The organism is Acidisoma sibiricum, from assembly GCF_057837225.1.
Genome location: NZ_JBYQFD010000002.1, coordinates 395,245 through 413,952 on the forward strand (window position 1 = coordinate 395,245; position 18,708 = coordinate 413,952).

General features: G+C 62.9%; 15 protein-coding genes. All 15 read right to left on the reverse strand.

Features of this window, described 5'->3' with window-relative positions:
• Nucleotides 1-10: 10 nt before the first annotated feature.
• The gene (locus tag AC3G7M_RS20220; RefSeq protein WP_489216386.1) at nucleotides 11-820 is read right to left on the reverse strand and encodes an ABC transporter permease subunit; all 810 of its coding nucleotides are present in this window, start codon (nucleotides 818-820) and stop codon (nucleotides 11-13) included.
• Nucleotides 817-1,737 (reverse strand): ABC transporter permease subunit, encoded by a 921-nt coding sequence (locus AC3G7M_RS20225; RefSeq protein WP_489216387.1) that lies wholly within the window; start codon nucleotides 1,735-1,737, stop codon nucleotides 817-819. Before AC3G7M_RS20225 ends, AC3G7M_RS20220 begins: the two co-directional genes overlap by 4 nt.
• 2 nt (nucleotides 1,738-1,739) lie before the next feature.
• Nucleotides 1,740-2,876: an ABC transporter ATP-binding protein gene (locus tag AC3G7M_RS20230; protein WP_489216389.1), complete on the reverse strand. Its 1,137-nt coding sequence runs from the start codon at nucleotides 2,874-2,876 to the stop codon at nucleotides 1,740-1,742.
• A gap of 10 nt (nucleotides 2,877-2,886) precedes the next feature.
• Nucleotides 2,887-3,999, reverse strand: a complete 1,113-nt coding sequence (locus AC3G7M_RS20235) for an extracellular solute-binding protein (RefSeq protein ID WP_489216391.1) — start codon at nucleotides 3,997-3,999, stop codon at nucleotides 2,887-2,889.
• Between the two features lie 81 nt (nucleotides 4,000-4,080).
• A complete protein-coding gene (locus tag AC3G7M_RS20240) occupies nucleotides 4,081-5,331 on the reverse strand; it encodes a saccharopine dehydrogenase family protein (protein WP_489216393.1) in 1,251 nt (416 codons plus the stop codon).
• A gap of 14 nt (nucleotides 5,332-5,345) precedes the next feature.
• On the reverse strand, nucleotides 5,346-6,425 hold the full coding sequence (locus AC3G7M_RS20245; protein ID WP_489216395.1) for a Zn-dependent alcohol dehydrogenase: 1,080 nt from the start codon (nucleotides 6,423-6,425) through the stop codon (nucleotides 5,346-5,348).
• A gap of 221 nt (nucleotides 6,426-6,646) precedes the next feature.
• The gene (locus tag AC3G7M_RS20250) at nucleotides 6,647-7,447 is read right to left on the reverse strand and encodes a carbohydrate ABC transporter permease (protein WP_489216396.1); all 801 of its coding nucleotides are present in this window, start codon (nucleotides 7,445-7,447) and stop codon (nucleotides 6,647-6,649) included.
• Between the two features lie 6 nt (nucleotides 7,448-7,453).
• Nucleotides 7,454-8,317 (reverse strand): carbohydrate ABC transporter permease, encoded by an 864-nt coding sequence (locus tag AC3G7M_RS20255; protein ID WP_489216398.1) that lies wholly within the window; start codon nucleotides 8,315-8,317, stop codon nucleotides 7,454-7,456.
• Between the two features lie 25 nt (nucleotides 8,318-8,342).
• Complete coding sequence (locus AC3G7M_RS20260) at nucleotides 8,343-9,707, reverse strand: extracellular solute-binding protein (protein WP_489216400.1); 1,365 nt, start codon at nucleotides 9,705-9,707, stop codon at nucleotides 8,343-8,345.
• Nucleotides 9,708-9,764: 57 nt separating this feature from the next.
• Nucleotides 9,765-10,901: an ABC transporter ATP-binding protein gene (locus AC3G7M_RS20265; protein ID WP_489216402.1), complete on the reverse strand. Its 1,137-nt coding sequence runs from the start codon at nucleotides 10,899-10,901 to the stop codon at nucleotides 9,765-9,767.
• Between the two features lie 2 nt (nucleotides 10,902-10,903).
• A complete protein-coding gene (locus AC3G7M_RS20270; RefSeq protein WP_489216404.1) occupies nucleotides 10,904-11,827 on the reverse strand; it encodes a sugar phosphate isomerase/epimerase family protein in 924 nt (307 codons plus the stop codon).
• Nucleotides 11,824-12,945: a Gfo/Idh/MocA family protein gene (locus AC3G7M_RS20275; protein ID WP_489216406.1), complete on the reverse strand. Its 1,122-nt coding sequence runs from the start codon at nucleotides 12,943-12,945 to the stop codon at nucleotides 11,824-11,826. Before AC3G7M_RS20275 ends, AC3G7M_RS20270 begins: the two co-directional genes overlap by 4 nt.
• Before the next feature lie 114 nt (nucleotides 12,946-13,059).
• Nucleotides 13,060-14,103, reverse strand: coding sequence for a LacI family DNA-binding transcriptional regulator (locus AC3G7M_RS20280; RefSeq protein ID WP_489216408.1), 1,044 nt, complete (start codon nucleotides 14,101-14,103; stop codon nucleotides 13,060-13,062).
• Nucleotides 14,103-15,263, reverse strand: coding sequence for a zinc-dependent alcohol dehydrogenase (locus AC3G7M_RS20285; RefSeq protein ID WP_489216410.1), 1,161 nt, complete (start codon nucleotides 15,261-15,263; stop codon nucleotides 14,103-14,105). The genes AC3G7M_RS20280 and AC3G7M_RS20285 overlap by 1 nt, the downstream gene beginning before the upstream one ends.
• A 452-nt stretch (nucleotides 15,264-15,715) precedes the next feature.
• Nucleotides 15,716-18,547 carry a bifunctional diguanylate cyclase/phosphodiesterase gene (locus tag AC3G7M_RS20290; protein WP_489216412.1) on the reverse strand — a complete coding sequence of 944 codons (2,832 nt, stop codon included), beginning with the start codon at nucleotides 18,545-18,547 and terminating at the stop codon, nucleotides 15,716-15,718.
• Nucleotides 18,548-18,708 lie beyond the last annotated feature (161 nt).

The window sequence follows — 18,708 nt, forward strand, 5'->3', positions numbered from 1 at the left end:
GGCATGGCCCTCATCCAGCCGCTCGCCGGCTGAGGCGGGCGACGGTGAGAAGGGCGGTCGCTGTCAGCACGATCGCGATGATGATGGTGGCCAGCGCATTGACCTCGGGGCTGACGCCGAGATGCACGCGCGAGAAGATGACGAGGGGCAGCGTGGTCGAGCCCGGCCCCGAGGTGAATTCGCTGATGATCACGTCGTCGATGCTCAGCGAAAAGGCGAGCAGCCAGGCGGCGACGATGCCGGGCAGGATGAGCGGCAGGGTGACGAGGGCGAAGACCGTCGCCGGCATCGCCCCCAGATCGAGCGCTGCCTCTTCGACCGAGCTGTCGAACCCGGCGAGGCGGCTCTGAATGACGATCGCGACATAGGCGCTGCAGAAGGTGATATGCGCCGCGCAGATGGTGACGATGCCGCGCCCATGCGGCCAGCCGAGGATTTGCTCCGAGCCCACAAACATCAGCAGCAGCGCGATGCCGGAGACGATTTCCGGCATGACGAGCGGCGCCATGACCAGGCCCATGAAGAAGGAGCGGCCGCGAAAGCGGCGGAAGCGGCTCAGCGCATAGCCTGCCAGCGTGCCGATGACGGTGGCGCCTGTCGCCGAGATCAGTGCGATCTCGATGGAGACCCGCGCTGCACGGAGGATTTCGTGGTCCTGCGCCAGCACGCCGTACCATTTCGCCGATAGCCCGGTCCAGATTGTGACCATAGGCGAGGCGTTGAAGGAATAGACGACCAGGATGACGATCGGCGCATAGAGGAAGACGAGCCCGGCAACGAGTGTTGCGGTCAGCAGCCGCCAGGACAGGGTCGCCTTCATGACGCGCCCAGCAGCTTGGCGTCGTTCCTCTGCCGAAGCCAGACCAGCAGCATGATCGGCACGAGCAGGAAGAGGACGACCGCGGTGGCGACGGCTGAGGCGGTGGGCCAGTCGCGGTTGCTGAAGAATTCGTCGAAGACGACGGAGGCGATCATCTGATGGCCTGGGCTGCCGACCAGGGTCGGGATCAGGAATTCGCCGACGGCGGGGATGAAAACAAGAAGAGAGCCCGCGACGATGCCGGGCAGCGACAAGGGCAGGGTGACCGTCACAAAGGTCGTGAACGGCCGGCCGCCGAGATCCTGCGCCGCTTCCACCAGGCTGAGGTCGAGCTTCTCAAGCGTGGTGTAGAGCGGCAGCAGCATGAAAGGCAGATAAGCATAAGCCATCACGAGGAAGACCGCGAATTGCGTGTTCATCATCTGCAGCGGGTGATGAATAACGCCCGTCCACATCATAACATTATTGATAAGGCCGTTATCCTTCAGAATTCCGATCCAGGCGTAGACGCGGATCAGAAAGGACGTCCAGAAGGGCATGATGACGAGCATGAGCAGCAGCGGCCGCGCCCGTGGGGAGGCGCGCGCGATGCGATAAGCCATGGGATAGCCGATGACGAGGCAGAGGATTGTCGTGATGGCGGCCGTGAGCAGCGAGCGGCCATAGGCGAGGGCATAGCTCGGGTCCTGGAACAAATAGCTCCAGTTCTCGATATGCAGCGTGATCTGCAGCGCACCATCCTCGGTCATCTTGAGGATGGGCCCAATCGGCGGAATGCCGATGATGCTGGTCGAAAACGCGATCTTCAGCGTGACCAGGAATGGGGCCAGGAAAAAGAGGGCGAGCCAGAGAAAGGGCAGGCCGATGACGATCCGCCGGCCCCAGACGCCCGAGACGAGGGAGAGCAGCGGTTTCATGCTCAGGGCTCGATCAGGGTCGTCGCCTGGGGTGACCAGGAGAGCGTCACGGGGGCACCGATGATCAGCGCGTTGCCTGCCTCGTCCAACAGATTAGGTCGCGTCACCTGCAGAAGCGTGCCATTGGGCAATGCCACGCGAAAGACGGAAGCACCTCCGTGATAGGCGAGCGCATCGATCCGCCCGGAAATACGATTGATGCCGGGGGCTGCCTCTCCGATCGCGATACGCTCGGGCCGCAGGGCGATGGCTACCGTTTCACCCAGTGGAATGGCGCGCGTGGTGGCGAAGACAATCCGCAGGCCAAGCGCCGGGCAGTTCATCGCCGCCTCGGCGCCGTGGCCTTCCACGACGGTACCTTCGAGAAGATTCACGGAGCCGATGAAATCGGCCACGAAGCGGCTGCGCGGCGCCTCATAGATATCCCGCGGCGAGCCCACCTGCATGATGCGACCGCCATCCATGACCGCGATACGGGTTGCCATGGCCATCGCCTCTTCCTGGTCATGGGTGACCATGACGAAGGTGATGCCAAGCTGACGCTGGATTGCCATCAGCTCAAATTGCGTGTGCTCGCGCAGCTTCTTGTCGAGCGCGGACATGGGTTCGTCCAGCAGCAGAACCTCGGGCCGTTTCACGACCGCGCGGGCGAGTGCCACACGCTGGCGTTGCCCGCCGGACAGCTGGGCGGGCTTGCGGCCACCGAAACCCTCCAGCCTGACCAGCGCCAGCGCCTCGTCCACGCGTTTTGCGATCTCTGCCTTCGGCAGTCCTTCGCGCTTGAGGCCGAAGGCGATATTGCCGGCCACCGTCATATGCGGAAACAGTGCATAGGACTGGAACATCATGTTCACCGGCCGCGCATAGGGCGGCAGATGGGTCACATCCCGCTCGCCGATATGGATGTGGCCCGTGGAAGGATCGGCGAAGCCCGCCAGCATGCGCAGGAGCGTGGTCTTGCCGCAGCCCGATCCGCCGAGGAGGGCGAAAAGCTCGCCCCGCCCGATGGTGAGGTCAATATCGCGCACGGCGGTGAAATCACCGAACCGCTTGCTGACACCCTCGATGCGGATATGGGGCGGATGGAGCGCGTGCGCCCCATCCAAAGGCTTCTGCTGCAAGCTGCCGTCTGCGCTCATGCTGGTAAGGTCAGCTTCCGTTCTTGAAGTTTTCCCAGGTCCGCGTGCGCAGGCGCTCGTAATGCGGCTGCACCGGCGACTGCAGGAAGAGACGCTGAACATCGGCCTTGGATGGGAAGACGCGGGGATCATCGACCAGATCCTTGCGCATCAGCGCGTCACTGGACGGCACGCCATTCGCGTAGTTCGTGTAGTTGCTGTTGTCGGCCGCTGCCGCGGGGCTCAGCATATAGTTGATGAAGGCGTATCCCTCATCCTGGTTCGGCGCATTCTTGGGCATGGCATAGGTATCGAACCAGATGATCGAGCCTTCCTTCGGCAGCACATAATCGACCTCGACGCCGGCCTTGGCCGCCGTCGCGCGCTTCGACGCCTGCAGCACGTCCCCGTTCCAGCCCACGGACAGGCACAGATTGCCGGTCGCGAGATCGGCGAGCCAGGTCGTCTGGCTGATCGTCTTCATATAGGGGCGGATGCTCTTCAGCAGGGCCGCCACCTTCTTGAGATCGTCCGGGTTCTGGCTGTCGGGATCAAGGCCCAGATACTTCAGAGCGATCGGCGTCATGATGGCGGCGCTGTCAATGATGTTGATGCCGCATTTCTGCAGCGCCGCGGCATTTTTCGGATCGAACAGCAGGGCCCAGGAATCCTTCGGTGCATTCGGCAGATATTGCGCGACCATCTTGGGATTGTAGCCGAGGCCGATCGTGCCCCAGTCATAGATGGCGGCGTATTGATTGCCGGGATCGGCCTTGGCCAGAATTGCCATCAGGTCGGGGTCCAGGTTCTTCCAGTTCGCAATCTTGGAGCGGTCAAGCGCCTGGAAGGCGCCAGCCTGCACTTCGGTCGCGAGATAGGGTTCGGCATTGGCGACGACGACGTCGTAGCCGGTATTGCCGGCCATGATCTTGGCGTCCATCATCTCTTCACTGTCATAGACGGAGAGATTGGCCGTGATGCCGGTTGCCTTCTGGAAATTGGCAAAGGCATCGGGCGCGAAGTAATCGGCCCAGTTGAAGACTGTGACTGATTTTCCTGCGGCCTGGGCGGGGAACGGCAAGGCCGAACCGACACTGGCAAACAGAGCGAAGCCGGCAGAGACGATAGCGATACGTCGCAGCATCGAAGGCCCTCTCCTCATATGAGATGTGACAGAAACGCTAGGCCAGGATGCTGCCGCTTTCCTATCGACAGCTTAGCAGGGTCAAGCCGTAAATTCTTGGACAATCTGTCCAGTCGCCTGGCCGCCGGTCGGCGCATAAGCGCCGCCAAGGGCCAGATCTTCCACCACCGCAAAATGGCGGCGACGCAGCTCGGCAAAGAAGGGCGCGGTTTCAAAGCACTCCTCCGGTGCCCAGACACCCGGCCGGATGCCGCCGCGCAGGATGAGCTGTACGCCGATCGCGAGGCCGATGGAGGTCGCCGGATCATTGAAACCGGCATAATCGGGATGAGGCTTGCCGATAACCGCGCAGTTGATGCGATGCGCCCGGCCGCCCAGGCGCCCTTCGCCCACGGCCAGATGCAATTCATGGATTTCCGTGGGCGGAATCAAATGGCCGCGCCGCTCGATATTGCGGCGGATGAGCGCGTCCAGCAGGTCCAGCGGCTTCAGCATCTGGCCGCGGACTGCGATAGGCTCGTCGTAATCGTCGAAGCCGGCCGAGCAAAGCGCGAGCCAGGCGTGATGCTCATGCTCCGGCAAATGCAGCTTCCAGGTAAATTCGCGAATGCCCTTGTCCCGGATGCCTTCCGAAAACGGCACCGTCAGCGGTTCGGAATGCTGGGTATACATGAACTCCGTTGGTCCCCAGGGCTCGGGCAGGATCAGCACTTCCTGGCCTGAGCGCGGGCCGACCTGTTGCAACCGTCCATCCAAAAACTGCTGTGAGGGATTGGCATATTCGGCCAGCAGCGTGGCCAGCGAATAGGGTGGCACCAGCACCGGGCTGGGCGCGCCGAAATTTTTCGCCACCCAAAAAAGATTGATGCGGTCGATCGCGTCGAGCCGCTCGGCGACCGCGCGGCAGACCATGTTGGAAATGCCTGGATCGGCGCCGAGGCCGAGCACGGCCGTCACCCCGGCCTTGGCCCAAACGGCATGGTGCTTTTTCTGCTCGACCGTCAGCACGCCCATGCCACCGTAATCGACATAGGGTTTCCCGGCCTGACGGCAGGCGTCGAAAATCACCATCTGCTGGCCGGCGAAGGTCGGCACCGCATTGATGCAGAGATCGCACGCGCTCAGCAGCCCGGCCAGCGCCGCGCTGTCCGAGACGTCGACTTCCACCGCAGACAAACGTGGATCGCCCAGGCTCTCCACCAGCGCCTGGGCCTGGCCCAGCAGCCGGTCGGCCACGACCACACGGGTGATCTGCTCCTGATGCGCAGAGATGAGATCGCGGACGGTGCCGCTCGCCATGGCGCCGGCGCCGCCGAGCACGAGAATGCGCATATCTATGGGTCCGTTCAGAAAAGGACGATCTGCCGCACGGCGGTACCCGCCCGCATGCGGTCGAAGCCCGTGTTGATCTCGGACAGCGTCAGCCGGTCCGAGATCATGTGATCCAGATGCAGCCGCCCCTGAAGGTAGAAATCGACGAGTTGCGGGATATCGAGACGAAACCGGTTGGAGCCCATGCGGCTGCCCTGGATGCGCCGGTCGGCGAGCATGGCGATGGCATCCAGTTCCAGCTTGGTGCCCCAGGGCGGAATGCCGACGATGGTCGCCATGCCGCGCGGCGCGAGCATGGCGAAGGCGGCCTCTGCCGTGCGTTTCAGGCCGATGCATTCGATGGCGTGGTCGACCCCGCCCTGCGTCAGGTCGAGCACGGCTTCGGCGACATCGCCGGCTGCGGCATCCACCACATCGGTCGCACCAAGCTTGCGCGCGAGGTCGCGTTTTGACGGCTGCGTGTCGATGGCGATGATCCGCCCGGCACCGGCCAGCGCCGCGCCGTTGACGGCGGCGAGGCCAACGCCGCCGCAGCCGATAATGGCGACGGTTTCACCCAGCCGCACGCCGGCGCGGTGAAAGATGGCGCCGGTGCCGGTCAGCACGGCGCAGCCGAGAAGGGCGGCGCGGTCCAGCGGCATATCGGGCCGCACCTTCACCAGCGCATGCTCATGCACCAGCACCTGCTCGGCGAAGGTGGAGGTATTGTAGAACTGGTGCAGGGTCTCGCCCTGCCAGGACAGCCTGCGGGAGACGCCGGGCGGCAGGTTCACCTCCGGCGTGTCGCACATGGCGGGATGGCCGGTCAGGCAATGGCGGCAGTGGCCGCAGAAGACCGAGAGACACAGCACGACCGGATCACCCGCGCGCACATAGGTGACGTCGCTGCCGACGTCTTCCACGATACCGGCGGCCTCATGACCCAGGACCAGCGGCAGCGGGTGGGGAAAGACGCCGTCGATGAAATGCAGGTCGCTGTGGCAGAGACCGGTGACTGCCGTGCGCACCAGCACCTCCCGCGGGCCGGGGCGCGCGATCTGCACGTCTTCGATGGTCAGCGTCTGTCCCGGCTGATGAAGAACGGCGGCTTTCACTCTCGGGCTCCGGCGGTGTGGCGAGGCCCGAGTCTAGGGGAGGGGACAGGCGCCGCCCATCGACAAACTGGCGGTTAGTAAGCATCGGATGATCGACGCTCTGTCCAGTATGAAGGCGCGCTGCCGCCAAATTCGCGTCAGCGGGACTTATGGCGTCTATCGCACTGATCTTCCTTGTGTCAGTGGGCCGGGTCATCAACCAGCGGCCGCCGCGCTGGATCTCACCCCTTCACGGCGCCGCCCATCAGGAAGCCGCCGGAGAAGCTGCGGGCCAGCAGCAGATAGAGAATGACCACGGGCAGGGAATAGACAATGGAAAAGGCGGCGATATCGCCATAGCGGACATTGGCGGCGGCGATCAGGCCATAGATTGTCAGAGGCCCAGTCTGCTGCGCGGGGTCGCTCACGAGCACGAGCGGCACGATGAACGACCCCCAGGCATTGATGAAACTGAAGATGGCGGCAGAGGCAATGCCGGGCAGCGAGGCCGGCACGACGACATGCAGAATGGTCTGCAGCAGGCTGGCGCGCTCCATGAGGGCCGCCTCCTCCATTTCACGCGGAACGCCGTCCATGGACGTTTTGATCAGCCAAAGGGCAAAGGGCAGGCTATTGGCGCCCAGGAACACGCCTGTCGGCACCAGGCTGAGCCAGCCGAGATCGGCGAAGATCTCAAACACCGGGATGATCATGATGCCCACCGGAATGCCGGTGAGGAAGAGGACCGTGACCATCAGCCCATCCCTGAGGGGGATGCGCCGACGGGACAGCGCATAAGCGCCGAAGATGCCCGGGATGACCGCGACGACGGTTGCAACCAGGGCCAGCAGCGCCGTGTTCCAGAGCGAGCGCAGATAATCCGCCCCCGTCACTTCCCGAAAATGCGCGAGGGTCAGGCGCGGCCATTGCAGCGCCCAGCCTGCATGCGCGTCCAAAGCTGCGACCACAAGCCAGAGCATGGGTGCGAGGAAGAGAAGCGTGAGAATGGCGAGCAGGACTGTCGCCAGAGGTTTAGAGCGCATGACCTGTCACCCTTGCCTGACGGCGCGGACATAGAGATAGGCGAAGGCGGTCGCGATCAGCACCAGGACGTCACCGATCAAGGCACCATAGCCGAGGTTGTTGAAGGTAAAGCCCTGCTGGTAAGCATAGATCGGCAGGATATTGGTAGCATCATTGGGGCCCCCTGCCGTCATGATGTATGTCAGAGCATAGTTGGCAAGAATGATGAGTGTCACCAGCAGGAGATTCGTTACCAGCGCTCGCCGCATGAGCGGCAAAGTAATGAAGACAAAGGTCTGCACCCGTGACGCGTTCTCCATGCGCGCGGCCTCCAGAACCTCGCGGGAGATGCCGCGCAATGCCCCGCCTAGAACCATCATGGAAAAGCCGGCCGTCGCCCAGATATTGGCGAGGATGATGATTAGCATGGGATGATCGTCAAGCGGGTCGGCGCGGCCGCCTGCGAGGAGGCTCAGTGTGCCGCCCGTGGTGCTGAACGCGTACCAGATCAGTGCAGCCGTGACGGGAGGCAGCATCCAGGCCAGGATGGCGACCGCCCCGGCCAGACGCTGCCAGAAGACCTGGGCATGCTGCATCAGCACCGCCAGTCCCAGTCCCACAAGCGTGACACCGACAACAGAGGCACCGAAGAGAAAGACCGCGGTCAGCCAGAGCGACTGCCAGAAGCTCGTATCATGCCACAGCCGCCGCAGATTGGCCGCACCTGTGAACCAGTAGCGTTCGGCGTGGATACCGGCGAGAGTCACGTTGGTGAGGCCGAGGTAGAAGGCATAGGCGACCGGCGCCAGGAAAAGCAGAAGAAGCAGGAGTGCTGCCGGGGTGAGCAGCAGCAACCCAATTCCGTCCACATGCTTGCGCGACGCCATCATCTCTGCGCCCCCGGCCTCACCCCAGTCAGCGGGTCGCCACCTGGTCCGCCCCGAGCTGATCGGAGACATAGGACTTCATGGCGGCGATCGCCTGATCGACCGTCATATCGGCATGCTGGGCGAGATTACCGGTTGCCTGTTGCAAGGCATGGGACCAGACCTCGTATTCCGCCTTGGCAGGCGTCAGCTTGCCATAGGGCAGCACTGCCGCCGAGACAGCGTTGTAGGGTGGCGCGAAATCGACGAAGGCGGCAGCCTTGGTGTAGCTTTGCGCCGCTGGCACAAAGCCTGCCCAGTTGGCGGCATCGATCTGGTTCTGCTCTCCCTCCATGACATCGAGGAGTTTCCAGGCGTAATCCTTGTGCTGTGTTGTCGAACTCACCGCGAGATCCCAGCCGCCGAGTGTTGTGGCGGCGCCTGGCGCTGCGCCCGTCACGGTCGGTATGGCAACGACGCCTATCGTTTGCGGTGCTTCAGCCCAGCAGGGCGAGCAGATCGTCTTCGTCCAATTGCCGCCGTAATAGTTGGAGCCGACGGCGATAGCGAGCTTTCCCGACTGAAACAGTGTCAATGGTACGGTGACCGCGGAGGGCGAGAACAGATCGCTGAGAGTGTCACCCAGACCTTCATTATACATGGTCTTAACGAAGGTCAGCACCTCGCGCAGGCCTTTGCTGTCCACAACCCATTTCCCACTCGCATCCTGGATCGTGGCGTCGCTTGACCCATTGAGAAGATTGCCGGTGCCCTGCAGCAGCCCATTATCGCCCGAGCTTGTGCCGACATTCAGCCAAAGCGGCACCACACCCGGTATTTTCGCTTTGATGGCGCGGGCGGCACTCAGGATGTCATCCCAGGTCTTGGGTTGCCAATCCTCCGGCAGCCCCGCTTTCTTGAACATCGCCTTGTTATAGTAAAGCTGGCTGTCATTCTCGCCAGTGCTGACGGCGTAAATCTTGCCATCGAATTGTCCCTCCGCCTTGATGGCATCGGGGAATTCCTTCCACCAGCTGGCAGTGGCCAGCTCATCATCAATCGGCAGCAACCAGCCCGCCGACTGAAACTGACCGAGCGCGGGTGTGGGCAATTGAGCGACATCGGGCGCGGTGCTGTGGGACCGATACAACAGGCTGAGCTTGTTGATGATATCGCTGTAGCCGCCCGGGATCGGCACAAGCTTGACCTCTGCCTCGGGGTATTTCTTTTCAAATTCTGCTTTGACGTCGTCGTACCATTTCTTGGCGAAATCGTTGGTGTCAAAGACATATTCTGACCCATAGGCGAGGGTCACGACCGTCTTGCTTTGCGCTTGTGCGTGGGCCGCGGTCCCGATGAGCGCGGAAGAGGCGAGCATGGCGAGAGTCAGTCGGCGCAGTCCGGTTTTGGGCATGTCACGGCGACTCCGTTGTGTGAAAGGATGCTTGGGTCTTCGTCTGGTCTCTTCAGTTCAGGCAGGGAGGCGGCGCGCAACAGGCTCAGCGCACCCAAAAGTCGACCGATCAATCAGCGCTCTGCCGTCGTCGGCATCGAAGGCATAGAAGAAGCGGCGATCGGGATAGAGCGTCACCGCTTCGCCAAGCGTCAGGGGCGTGCGGCCTGGTGCGCGGGCCGTGATGACCTGGGTGCCGCAGCGCAGCGTCGCAAAAGTCTCGCTCCCCATGGGTTCCAGAAATTCCACCGTGCCGATGAAGCCCGCGGCGCCGGGATAAGGGGCGGTAAAGGCGATGTCGCTCGGCCGAATGCCGATCTTCACCGACTTTTTGCTCGACACGCTACAACGCAGACCCTCCGCAAGCGGAAAGAGATTGCCAAGGCAAGCGACAGATGTCCCGCCATCGGTCACGAAGATTTGGCCTTCGACGATATTCATGCGTGGCGCACCGATGAATGTGGCAACGCGCAGATTGACCGGATCGTCAAAGATCGCTGCCGGAGTTCCAGCCTGATGCAGCTGACCTTCAAACATGATCGCGATGCGGGTCGCCATCGTCATGGCCTCGACCTGATCATGCGTGACATAGACGGTGGTGATGCCGAGGCGTCTGTGCAGGGAGACGATTTCTGTCCGCATCTGGCCACGCAGAGCGGCATCAAGATTGGACAGGGGCTCATCCATCAGGAACAGCTTGGGCTCCCGAAGCAGGGCCCGGCCGAGCGCGACGCGCTGCCTTTGGCCGCCTGAAAGTTCGGCCGGGCGACGGCCGAGCAGTGGCGTCAAGCCAAGGGTTTCAGATACTTCGGCAAGTTTGGCCCGCGTTGCTGCCTTGTTTTCCCGCCGCATGCGTGGACCGAAGGCAAGATTGCCTTCGACCGTCATGTGCGGAAACAGCGCGTAGGACTGGAAGACCATCGCGACGTCGCGCTCGCCGGGCGGCACATTGTTGACCACGCGCCCGTCAATCCGAATCTGGCCTTCGGACGGCTCCTCGAGTCCGGCCAGCATGCGCAGCGATGTTGTCTTGCCGCAGCCCGAGGCACCGAGCAGGACAAGAAAATCGCCATCGGCGATATCAAGGGAGAGGTCCCGCACGGCGACATGCGGGCCGAAGCGGCGCCAGACATGCTCGAAGGACACACGGGCCACGTTCAGAACCCGCGCGCACGGAGAAAGGCAAGGTTGGCGCGCTGATCTGCCGCGGGCGCCGCAATGCCGGCCGGATCGGGCAGGATATCCTGCTCGACCACAAGCCATCCGCTGAAGCTCTGCGCGACAAGGGCCAGTACAGCATCAAGCGGCACATCACCCAGGCCGAGGGCGCAGAACGCCCCTCGTTCCCAAATGGCTTCGGCGGGAGCGGCATCGCGCACGATGCCGGCGATCGCCTCGCGTCGCGCATCTTTCAGATGAAGATGGTTGATCCTGGTACCCCAGTCACGCAGCGCAGTGACAGGATCGCCGCCACCGATGATGAGATGGCCCGTGTCGAGGCAAAGACTGACACTGGTATGGTCGAGCATACGTTCGATCTCCCACGGTGCCTCGATGAAGGTGCCGGTCTCATTATGAAACGTTGGTTCATAGCCGCGCTGGCGGCAGTAATCCGCTGTGCGCTCGACGCCTGCAACGAAGCGGGCGAATCCGGCATCATCCAGGCCCAGGCTGCGGTCCGTGACAGCCTGGCCAGGACGGGCGCGGCGCGCCAGCGTGCTGAAATCACCGAGCGTCGGCCGCGGGGGCAAGATTCCAACGCCTTTAACGGCATCAAGTGAGTCAAGAAGTGCGTCAAGCGCGGGCTGCATCTCCCGTAGTGCGACGGGGTCGCTATAGGGCAGTTCCAGATAGGCCCCGGATAGGCCCAGACCACGCGCCGCAAGGCGTTCTGCCAGCACCGCCCCTTCCCCGAAATAGCCGACGGGGCCAAGATCGATACCGCGGTAGCCGGCATCGGCGACCGTGTCGAGAACCGCTAGCGGGTCTGGCGTATTGGCGTCGATGCCGACGGTCACTTCAAAAGCACCGAAGCTCACGGGGGCATTGGCGATGACGATGCGCGGGGCCGCGACGGTCATGCGATATCTCCCATGCTATCGCGGAGGATAACGGGGCGACCGCTGCGATGGCTTTCCAGAATGGCCGTGCAGAGACGGATATCGGCCAGTCCGTCGGTGACCGGCGTGTGCGGCGCTGTGCCGCGCGTGATGCAATCGTGGAAATGCAGCAGTTCTGTCTTGAAGCTTGCTTCATGCGAGAGCACGCGCCGACTCGCTTGCGAGTCCGTGGTGCCGGGAATTCCGCTTTCCTCCACCAGCTCGGCCGCCGCATTGCGCAGATAGGGCGAAGGGAAGGACAGGGTGAGCCGGCGGTCCGGCGCGAAGAGGGCGAATTCCATGCCGTAGCGGGCCATACCGGGCAGGTCGATCCAGGTCAGCACGGCACGCCGCTCGCCGAACCGGAGAAGCACGGTTGCTCCGTGGCGACCCAGATCGGCATGATCGACCCGATCCGGCTCACCCAGGAGGGCGCGGAGCCCGTTCAGCTCATGCACCATGCTGTCGAGCAGGATGGTGTGATAGAGGCGGCGGCCCTCGGCATCACCACCCACGGCATCCTCCAGACGCGCGGCCGTATCTTCGCGCAGGGCTGCCAGCACCGCGGGCGCGGGCGGCGTTCCGCGCAGCATCGGAAGATGGGCGATGTAAGGCTCAAAAGGTGATTCAAAGGTGGTGACACGGGCAAGTCGCAGATCCGGCATCTGTGCCAGCCCCGCTTGGAGCGCCTGGAAGGCCGGGTCGTAGCGCTTGTTATAGCCAAGCATCATCGTAACACCGCTGCGCCTTCCGGCAGCGACCACGGCTTTCGCTTCGGCCACAGAAAAGGCGAGCGGCTTTTCGATAAAGACATGCTTGCCGGCATCCGCCGCCGCGACGGCGATCGGCGCGTGGCTGCCGGGGGTTAGTATCATAATGGCGTCGAGCGGCAGATCGAGCAGCGTCTGCCAGGTGGTGACATGAACCGGCACATGGTAGCGAGCGGCGCAGGCCGCTGCGAGATCAGCCGAGACGTCGCAAACAGCCGCAACCTCGAACAGGTCGGGCAGTTCAGCGAGAAAGGGAAGATGCATCACTTGCGCAATGACGCCGCAGCCGATGAGCCCGATCTTCAGGCGCGGTGATCCGGTTCCAGCCACGAAATCCCCCCCGACGAATAAATGGAACGTTCCATATATCGAATTTGACGTCAATATGGAGATCGGGACCTGGGAAATGTTTTGTTGCCGAAGGCAGTATCAGCCATGCCGCTGTCAGCCGCTGGAGCCAGGTCCCGTTGTGCGGCGCTGAAGCAGCGTGAAATCCAGACTATGACGCTGATGCGGACCCTTCACCGTGCCTTTGATACGGCCAGTGATGAGATCCACGGCCAGCCGGGCGAGCGCCTCCTTCGGCTGGGCAATCGTCGTGAGGCTAATGCGGGCGATACGGCTGATCGCGACATCATCGAAGCCAATGACGGAAAGATCCTTTGGCACATTGAGGCCGAATTGATCGGCGGCATCCAGAATATCGACCGCATGCAGATCGTTCGCGGCAAAAATCGCAGTGGGCCGGTCAGGGCCGGTCAGGATCGCCTGCATGCTGCGGATGCCGTCGACGGTGTCCACAAGCCACGGCCTGTCATGCCAGCGCAGGACCGTGGGGGCCAACCCCATCGTCTGAAGGGCAAGCGCATAACCGCCCTGGCGCGCAGTTTCAGCCCTGGCCTCATGCACGGTATCGGCAAAATAGGCGATGCGGCGGTGTCCGAGGTCGATCAGGTGCTGCGTCGCCGCGCCCGCGGCGGCGAAATCATCCACCGCCACGACATCGCCCCAGTCAGCGTCGCAGGTGACAAACACGACCGGCAGTTGCGCGCCCACGGCCTGGCGGGCACTTTCGGCGTCGCCCGCATAGGCCAGGAAGACAAGCCCCGCCACCCGATGCTCGATCAGGCTGCGGATGCCGGCCAGCTCGGTATTCTCATCAACCTGAGTGTTGCAGAACATGAGCTGGAAGCCATGCGCAGTCGCAAAGCTTTCGATGAGTTTTGCCATCTCTGCATAGAACGGGTTGCCGAGATCACCGATGACAATGCCGAGCAGGCTGGTGCGTTGCTGCACGAGCTGGCGGGCAACGACATTCGGCCGGTAGCCAAGCACACGGATTGCCTCCTGCACGCGCTCCCGCGTCTCGGGATTCACCCCCGATACGTCCCGGATAACGTTGGAGACGGTTGACTTCGATACCTCCGCCAGCCGTGCCACGTCATGGATCGTGGCGGCTTTCTGCTCCTTGGCGTTATCTCCTGCCATCAGTCAGCGACCGCAACGCCATTGGGTGCAAATACGACTTTCATGGCCTCTCCCGCCTGCGCAATCGCCATGGCTTCATCTGCGCGCTCCAGCGGCATACGATGCGTGACAATGCGGTCGAAGGGAAGGCGGTCCAGGTTCGCTGCCATCAGGCGCATGGAGGCGAGATAGGACGTGGCGGTTTCACCACCGATGCCGATGATGCTGACGTTCTTTGTGCAGATGTCGGAATTGGGGTTGATCTGTACGGGCCCGAGGTCGACGAAAGCGCCGGCTTCCACCACCACGCCGCCGACGCGGACCATGCGCAGCGCCTCCACGAAGCTCTCCGGCACGCCTGAACAGTCGAGCACGATATCCGGGCCGAAGCCCTGCGTCGCCTCTCGCGCCTTCGCCACGCGCTCGTCCATCGTGGTCGCGCCGACCTGGAGCGTGCAGGTCGCGCCGAATTCCTCCGCCATGGCAAGGCGGGCGGCATGGCGGTCGGTCGCGATGATCTGCGCGGCGCCCAGCAGCCGAGCCTTAATGAGGTGGCAAAGACCAAGCGGCCCGACGCCGAGCACGGCAATCGAGCCGCCAAAGGGCGTGCCGCCGAACTGGCTGAGCAGGGAGAGCGCTTTCTCCACGCCATGGGTGACAGCCATGATCTCCGTCAGCACCGCGACATGATCCGGCAAGTTATCGGGCACGCGGAAGAGCATGGAGCGCGGCAGCAGGTAGAGGTATTCGGACCATCCTCCCAGAAGATGCGGCGGCCGGCCGCAATGGAGGCTGTTGCCATAATCTTCCAAATGCTCGCACAGGTAATAGGGATAGCCGTTCAGGCAGAAACGGCATTGGCCGCAGGCGACATTGGCGCCCGGCACCACGCGGTCTCCCGGCCGCAGAACGGCGCCTTCGCTGTCCCGCACCATACCGCCGGTCGCGACGACCTCGCCGACATTCTCATGGCCGCAGATCAGCGGATAGGTGATGTCCCTCTCATGGGGCGTGCCGGCATATTGCTTGCTCTCGCCGAGAAAGGTGTGCTTGTCCGTGCCGCAGATGCCAGAATAGCGCATCTTCAGGATGACGGCGCCAGGCTCGGGCTCGGGCACCGCAAAGCTGCGAAGGGCGATCACACCCGGTCGTTGAACGACGGCGGCCCGCGCCATAACCATGGCAATCTCCTGGACGTCCCAAATCAAATTGGATCGTTCCAATAGCCCCGGTCGCTCCCGCGATGCAAGCGCCCTGGCGCAATATCTTGGCCCGTCCGCCTTATGCTGCGTGTTGCGGCCGCTCAGGTTCCACCAATCCATGCAGCCCATCATCGTGCTGCGGGCTGGCTACTCGGCTATGCCAAGCGCCGCGCGTGTCTGACCCATCGTCAGACCGAGACGCCGGGTGCTAACGGCGCCGCGAGAATTATCATTGAGAAGGCAGCCGCCCATGTAATGCATGTCGTCTGCAAAACGGTCGTCGGAGGCGCAGGTCGTCACCACCGCCGTCAGCGCGGCCGGCGCGCGTGCAAGAGTGTCCGGCGCCGGCCCCGTGCTTTCCGGTAGCCAGAGCCGGGCGGCGAGGCGGGTGCCATCGGACAGCGTGAGCTAGATCGTCTCCAATTCACGCATCAGCTGGCATTCAAACCGTGTGCGGCGCGATAGGTCGCCAGAAAGCCTGGAACCGACGATGCCGGCATAGGTTTCCCTACCAACCAGCCCTGCACCATCTCGCAGCCCGAGGCCAGGATGACGTCCCATTCCGCCTCAGTCTCGCAACCTTCGGCAATCGTGTTCAGGTCCAGGGTATGGGCGAGATCGACGATTGCGCGAAACAGGCTCTCGTCTTTGGCGTTGGTGCCGAGCCCGTGCACGAAGTTGCGGTCAATCTTCACCATATTGACCGGCAAAGCGCGCAAGTAGGCGAGAGAGGAATAACCGGTACCGAAATCGTCCACAGCGACCGAAAAGTTCAGCGCTCTCAACTTATGCAGTTCCTGTACGGCGCGGTCATCCATCAGAGCGCTTTCCGTGACCTCGATGCAGATTGACCGGGGGGCGACATCCTCGCGCTCCAGCGTCTGGGCAAGCAGCGTGCTGAGCAGACCGTCCAGCAATTGGCGCGCAGAAACATTGATGGAGAGAGTCAGTGCGGGTGATTCGGCTGCCCAAGCTTTGGCTTGCTGGATGGCGCCGACCAGAACCCAGGCGCCGATACGGGTGATGAGGCCAGTTTCCTCGGCCACCGGAATGAAGTCGGCCGGTGGAATCCAGCCACGCGTCGGATGACGCCAACGCAGCAGCGCCTCGAACCCGGCGATCCGCCGATCGGGCATCGTCACCACAGGCTGATAATGGATCTCGAACTCATCATTTTCCAAGGCTCTGAAGAGATCCTGCTCGATCCGCATCGTGCTGACGGCGGCATCATGCAGGGCAGCCTCGAAAACGACAGCCTTGCCGCCGCCCTGGCGCTTCGCCGCATACATCGCAATATCGGCTTCGCGCGCGAGATCATGCGGACCCTCCGCCCTAGCGCAGGATATGCCAATGCTGATCGCCGCGTAATGCTGCTGCCCCTGCAGTAGAAACGGCTGATTGAACTCCTGCACGAGGGCCTGCGCCAAAGCCTCCGCTGCGGTCGCGCTGCCGCCCGGCCAGAAAATGACGAATTCATCGCCGCCGAGACGCCCGGGAATGCTGCCCGTCGGTGCCAAGGCCTGCAGACGTTCAGCGAGTTGCCGAAGCAGGTGGTCCCCCGCCTCATGGCCGAGAGAGTCGTTGATCGCTTTGAAACGATCAAGGTCTAACAGGAGGAGAGCCGCCGACCCCGTGCCGTCGCTATTGCTCCATCGGGCAATTTCGGCATCAATCATGCGACGGTTCACGAGGCCTGTCAGTGGATCGAAAGACGACAGCTTTGCCAGCCGTGCCTCGGCCTGCCGCAGCAGCGCATCGGTAATGACCCGGTTCAGCTCCTGCGCGGCATGGAGGTTGGACGCGGTCCAGGGGAGAGACTGGCCCTGCTGCAACTCGGCCCAGGCCTGGAAGGATTTGCGAGGGGAGATACGCTCGCTCTGCCCGATGATTTCCACAGGCTTGTTTGGATCGCCGGCCCAGGTCACGGTGCGCACCACTTCGGACCGGAACCAGACGAGTTGGTCCCCCGGCTTGTTGCTGATGGGCATCACCATGATGCCGCTCGCCACGGTCGCCCAGGCGGCCGCGGCTTCGCCTGGCATGCCAGCCTCGGCGGTGCAGAAGATGCCACCGGTCGGCGGGTGGCCGAGGGTCGCGAGAATGGCCGCGACCTCCGCGACCGGCGGCGTCTCCCCGACCAGGCTGATCTTGCCATCGCAGCGCAAATACAGGCCCACCGCGCCCATAAGGCCCAAAAGAGCGTCGGGCTGCTGCAAGAGCCCATGGGATACGTCGCCCGCCGAATAGACATTCTCGCTGATCCGCGCGATGACGAGCCGGTCGTTCATCTGCACCGTCAGTTCTTCGGCCGTCGAGACCTTGCGCAGCAGCGCCGACATCAGCTGGCTCACGACATCGCAAAAGGCCCGAAACTCGGCCGACATCTTTTTCGGGGTGGCATGATGGCAGACGAGCATCCCCCATAGCGTGTCATCCAGTATGAGCGACATCGTGAGGGTCCCGCGTACGCTCATATTGCGCAGGTATTCGAGATGGACGGGCGAGACGGCACGGCAGCCGCAATAGGTCATGTCGAGGGCGCCGATGGCGGACTGGGCTGCGTCCGAGAGCAGTGGAACCGCCGGCGCTGCGACATCCTCTATGTAGCGCACGCGCTGGAGCAGGTAGAGGCGCCGCGCCTGCTCCGGGATATCGGATGCCGGATAGCGCAGGTCTAGAAACGGGTCGAGATCCGACCGCTTTGCCTCTGTGATGACCTGGCCATGGCAGTCGGCGTCAAACCGGTACACCATTACGCGGTCATATCCGGTCAGCAGCCGCAGCTGCCGGGCCGCCTCCTCGCAAAGCTGCATGACGGTCTCGCAGAGCCGGAGGCTCGCGATGATTGTCTGCATGCGGGACAAAGCAAGGGTGTAGCCACCTTCTGCGAGCGCGGGCTCCAGCTCGACGATCGTTCTCCCACCATAGCGATGCACAACGGCCGTCCGGTGCGGCTGATGAGGGATGGGCAGCTGCAGTCTGAGGAGATTGGCAACAGCCTGATGCTCTCCGGTGAGTGTTGCTTCGATCGCCGCATAGCTTTCTGGGCCGAGCAAAACATCAAGCCCATGACCGAGCGCGACTGTCGCCGCCAGCCCCAGGGCGTGTTCAAAATTTGCGCTGACATGGCTGATTGTTTTGCTGCCCGGGGCAGTAGCGATCAATACCCCGTGTGCCTGGATGGCGCCGGGCACATGAATAGGCTCACGCGCACAAGCCGATAGGTCAGGCTGGCCTCGATCCGCATCCCGTTTGAGTGACACGCTGGAGACCTCTCTATAATGACTTACACTAGCAAGACGCCACGGATGACAAAAGTATTTCCTCGTAGATTTTTCATAGATGTGACACGGTCATACGTCTCCTCCCTCGTCAAGACGAGACTGCCTTAAGGGCCCACCGCCAGACCGGCAGCTGGAGCACC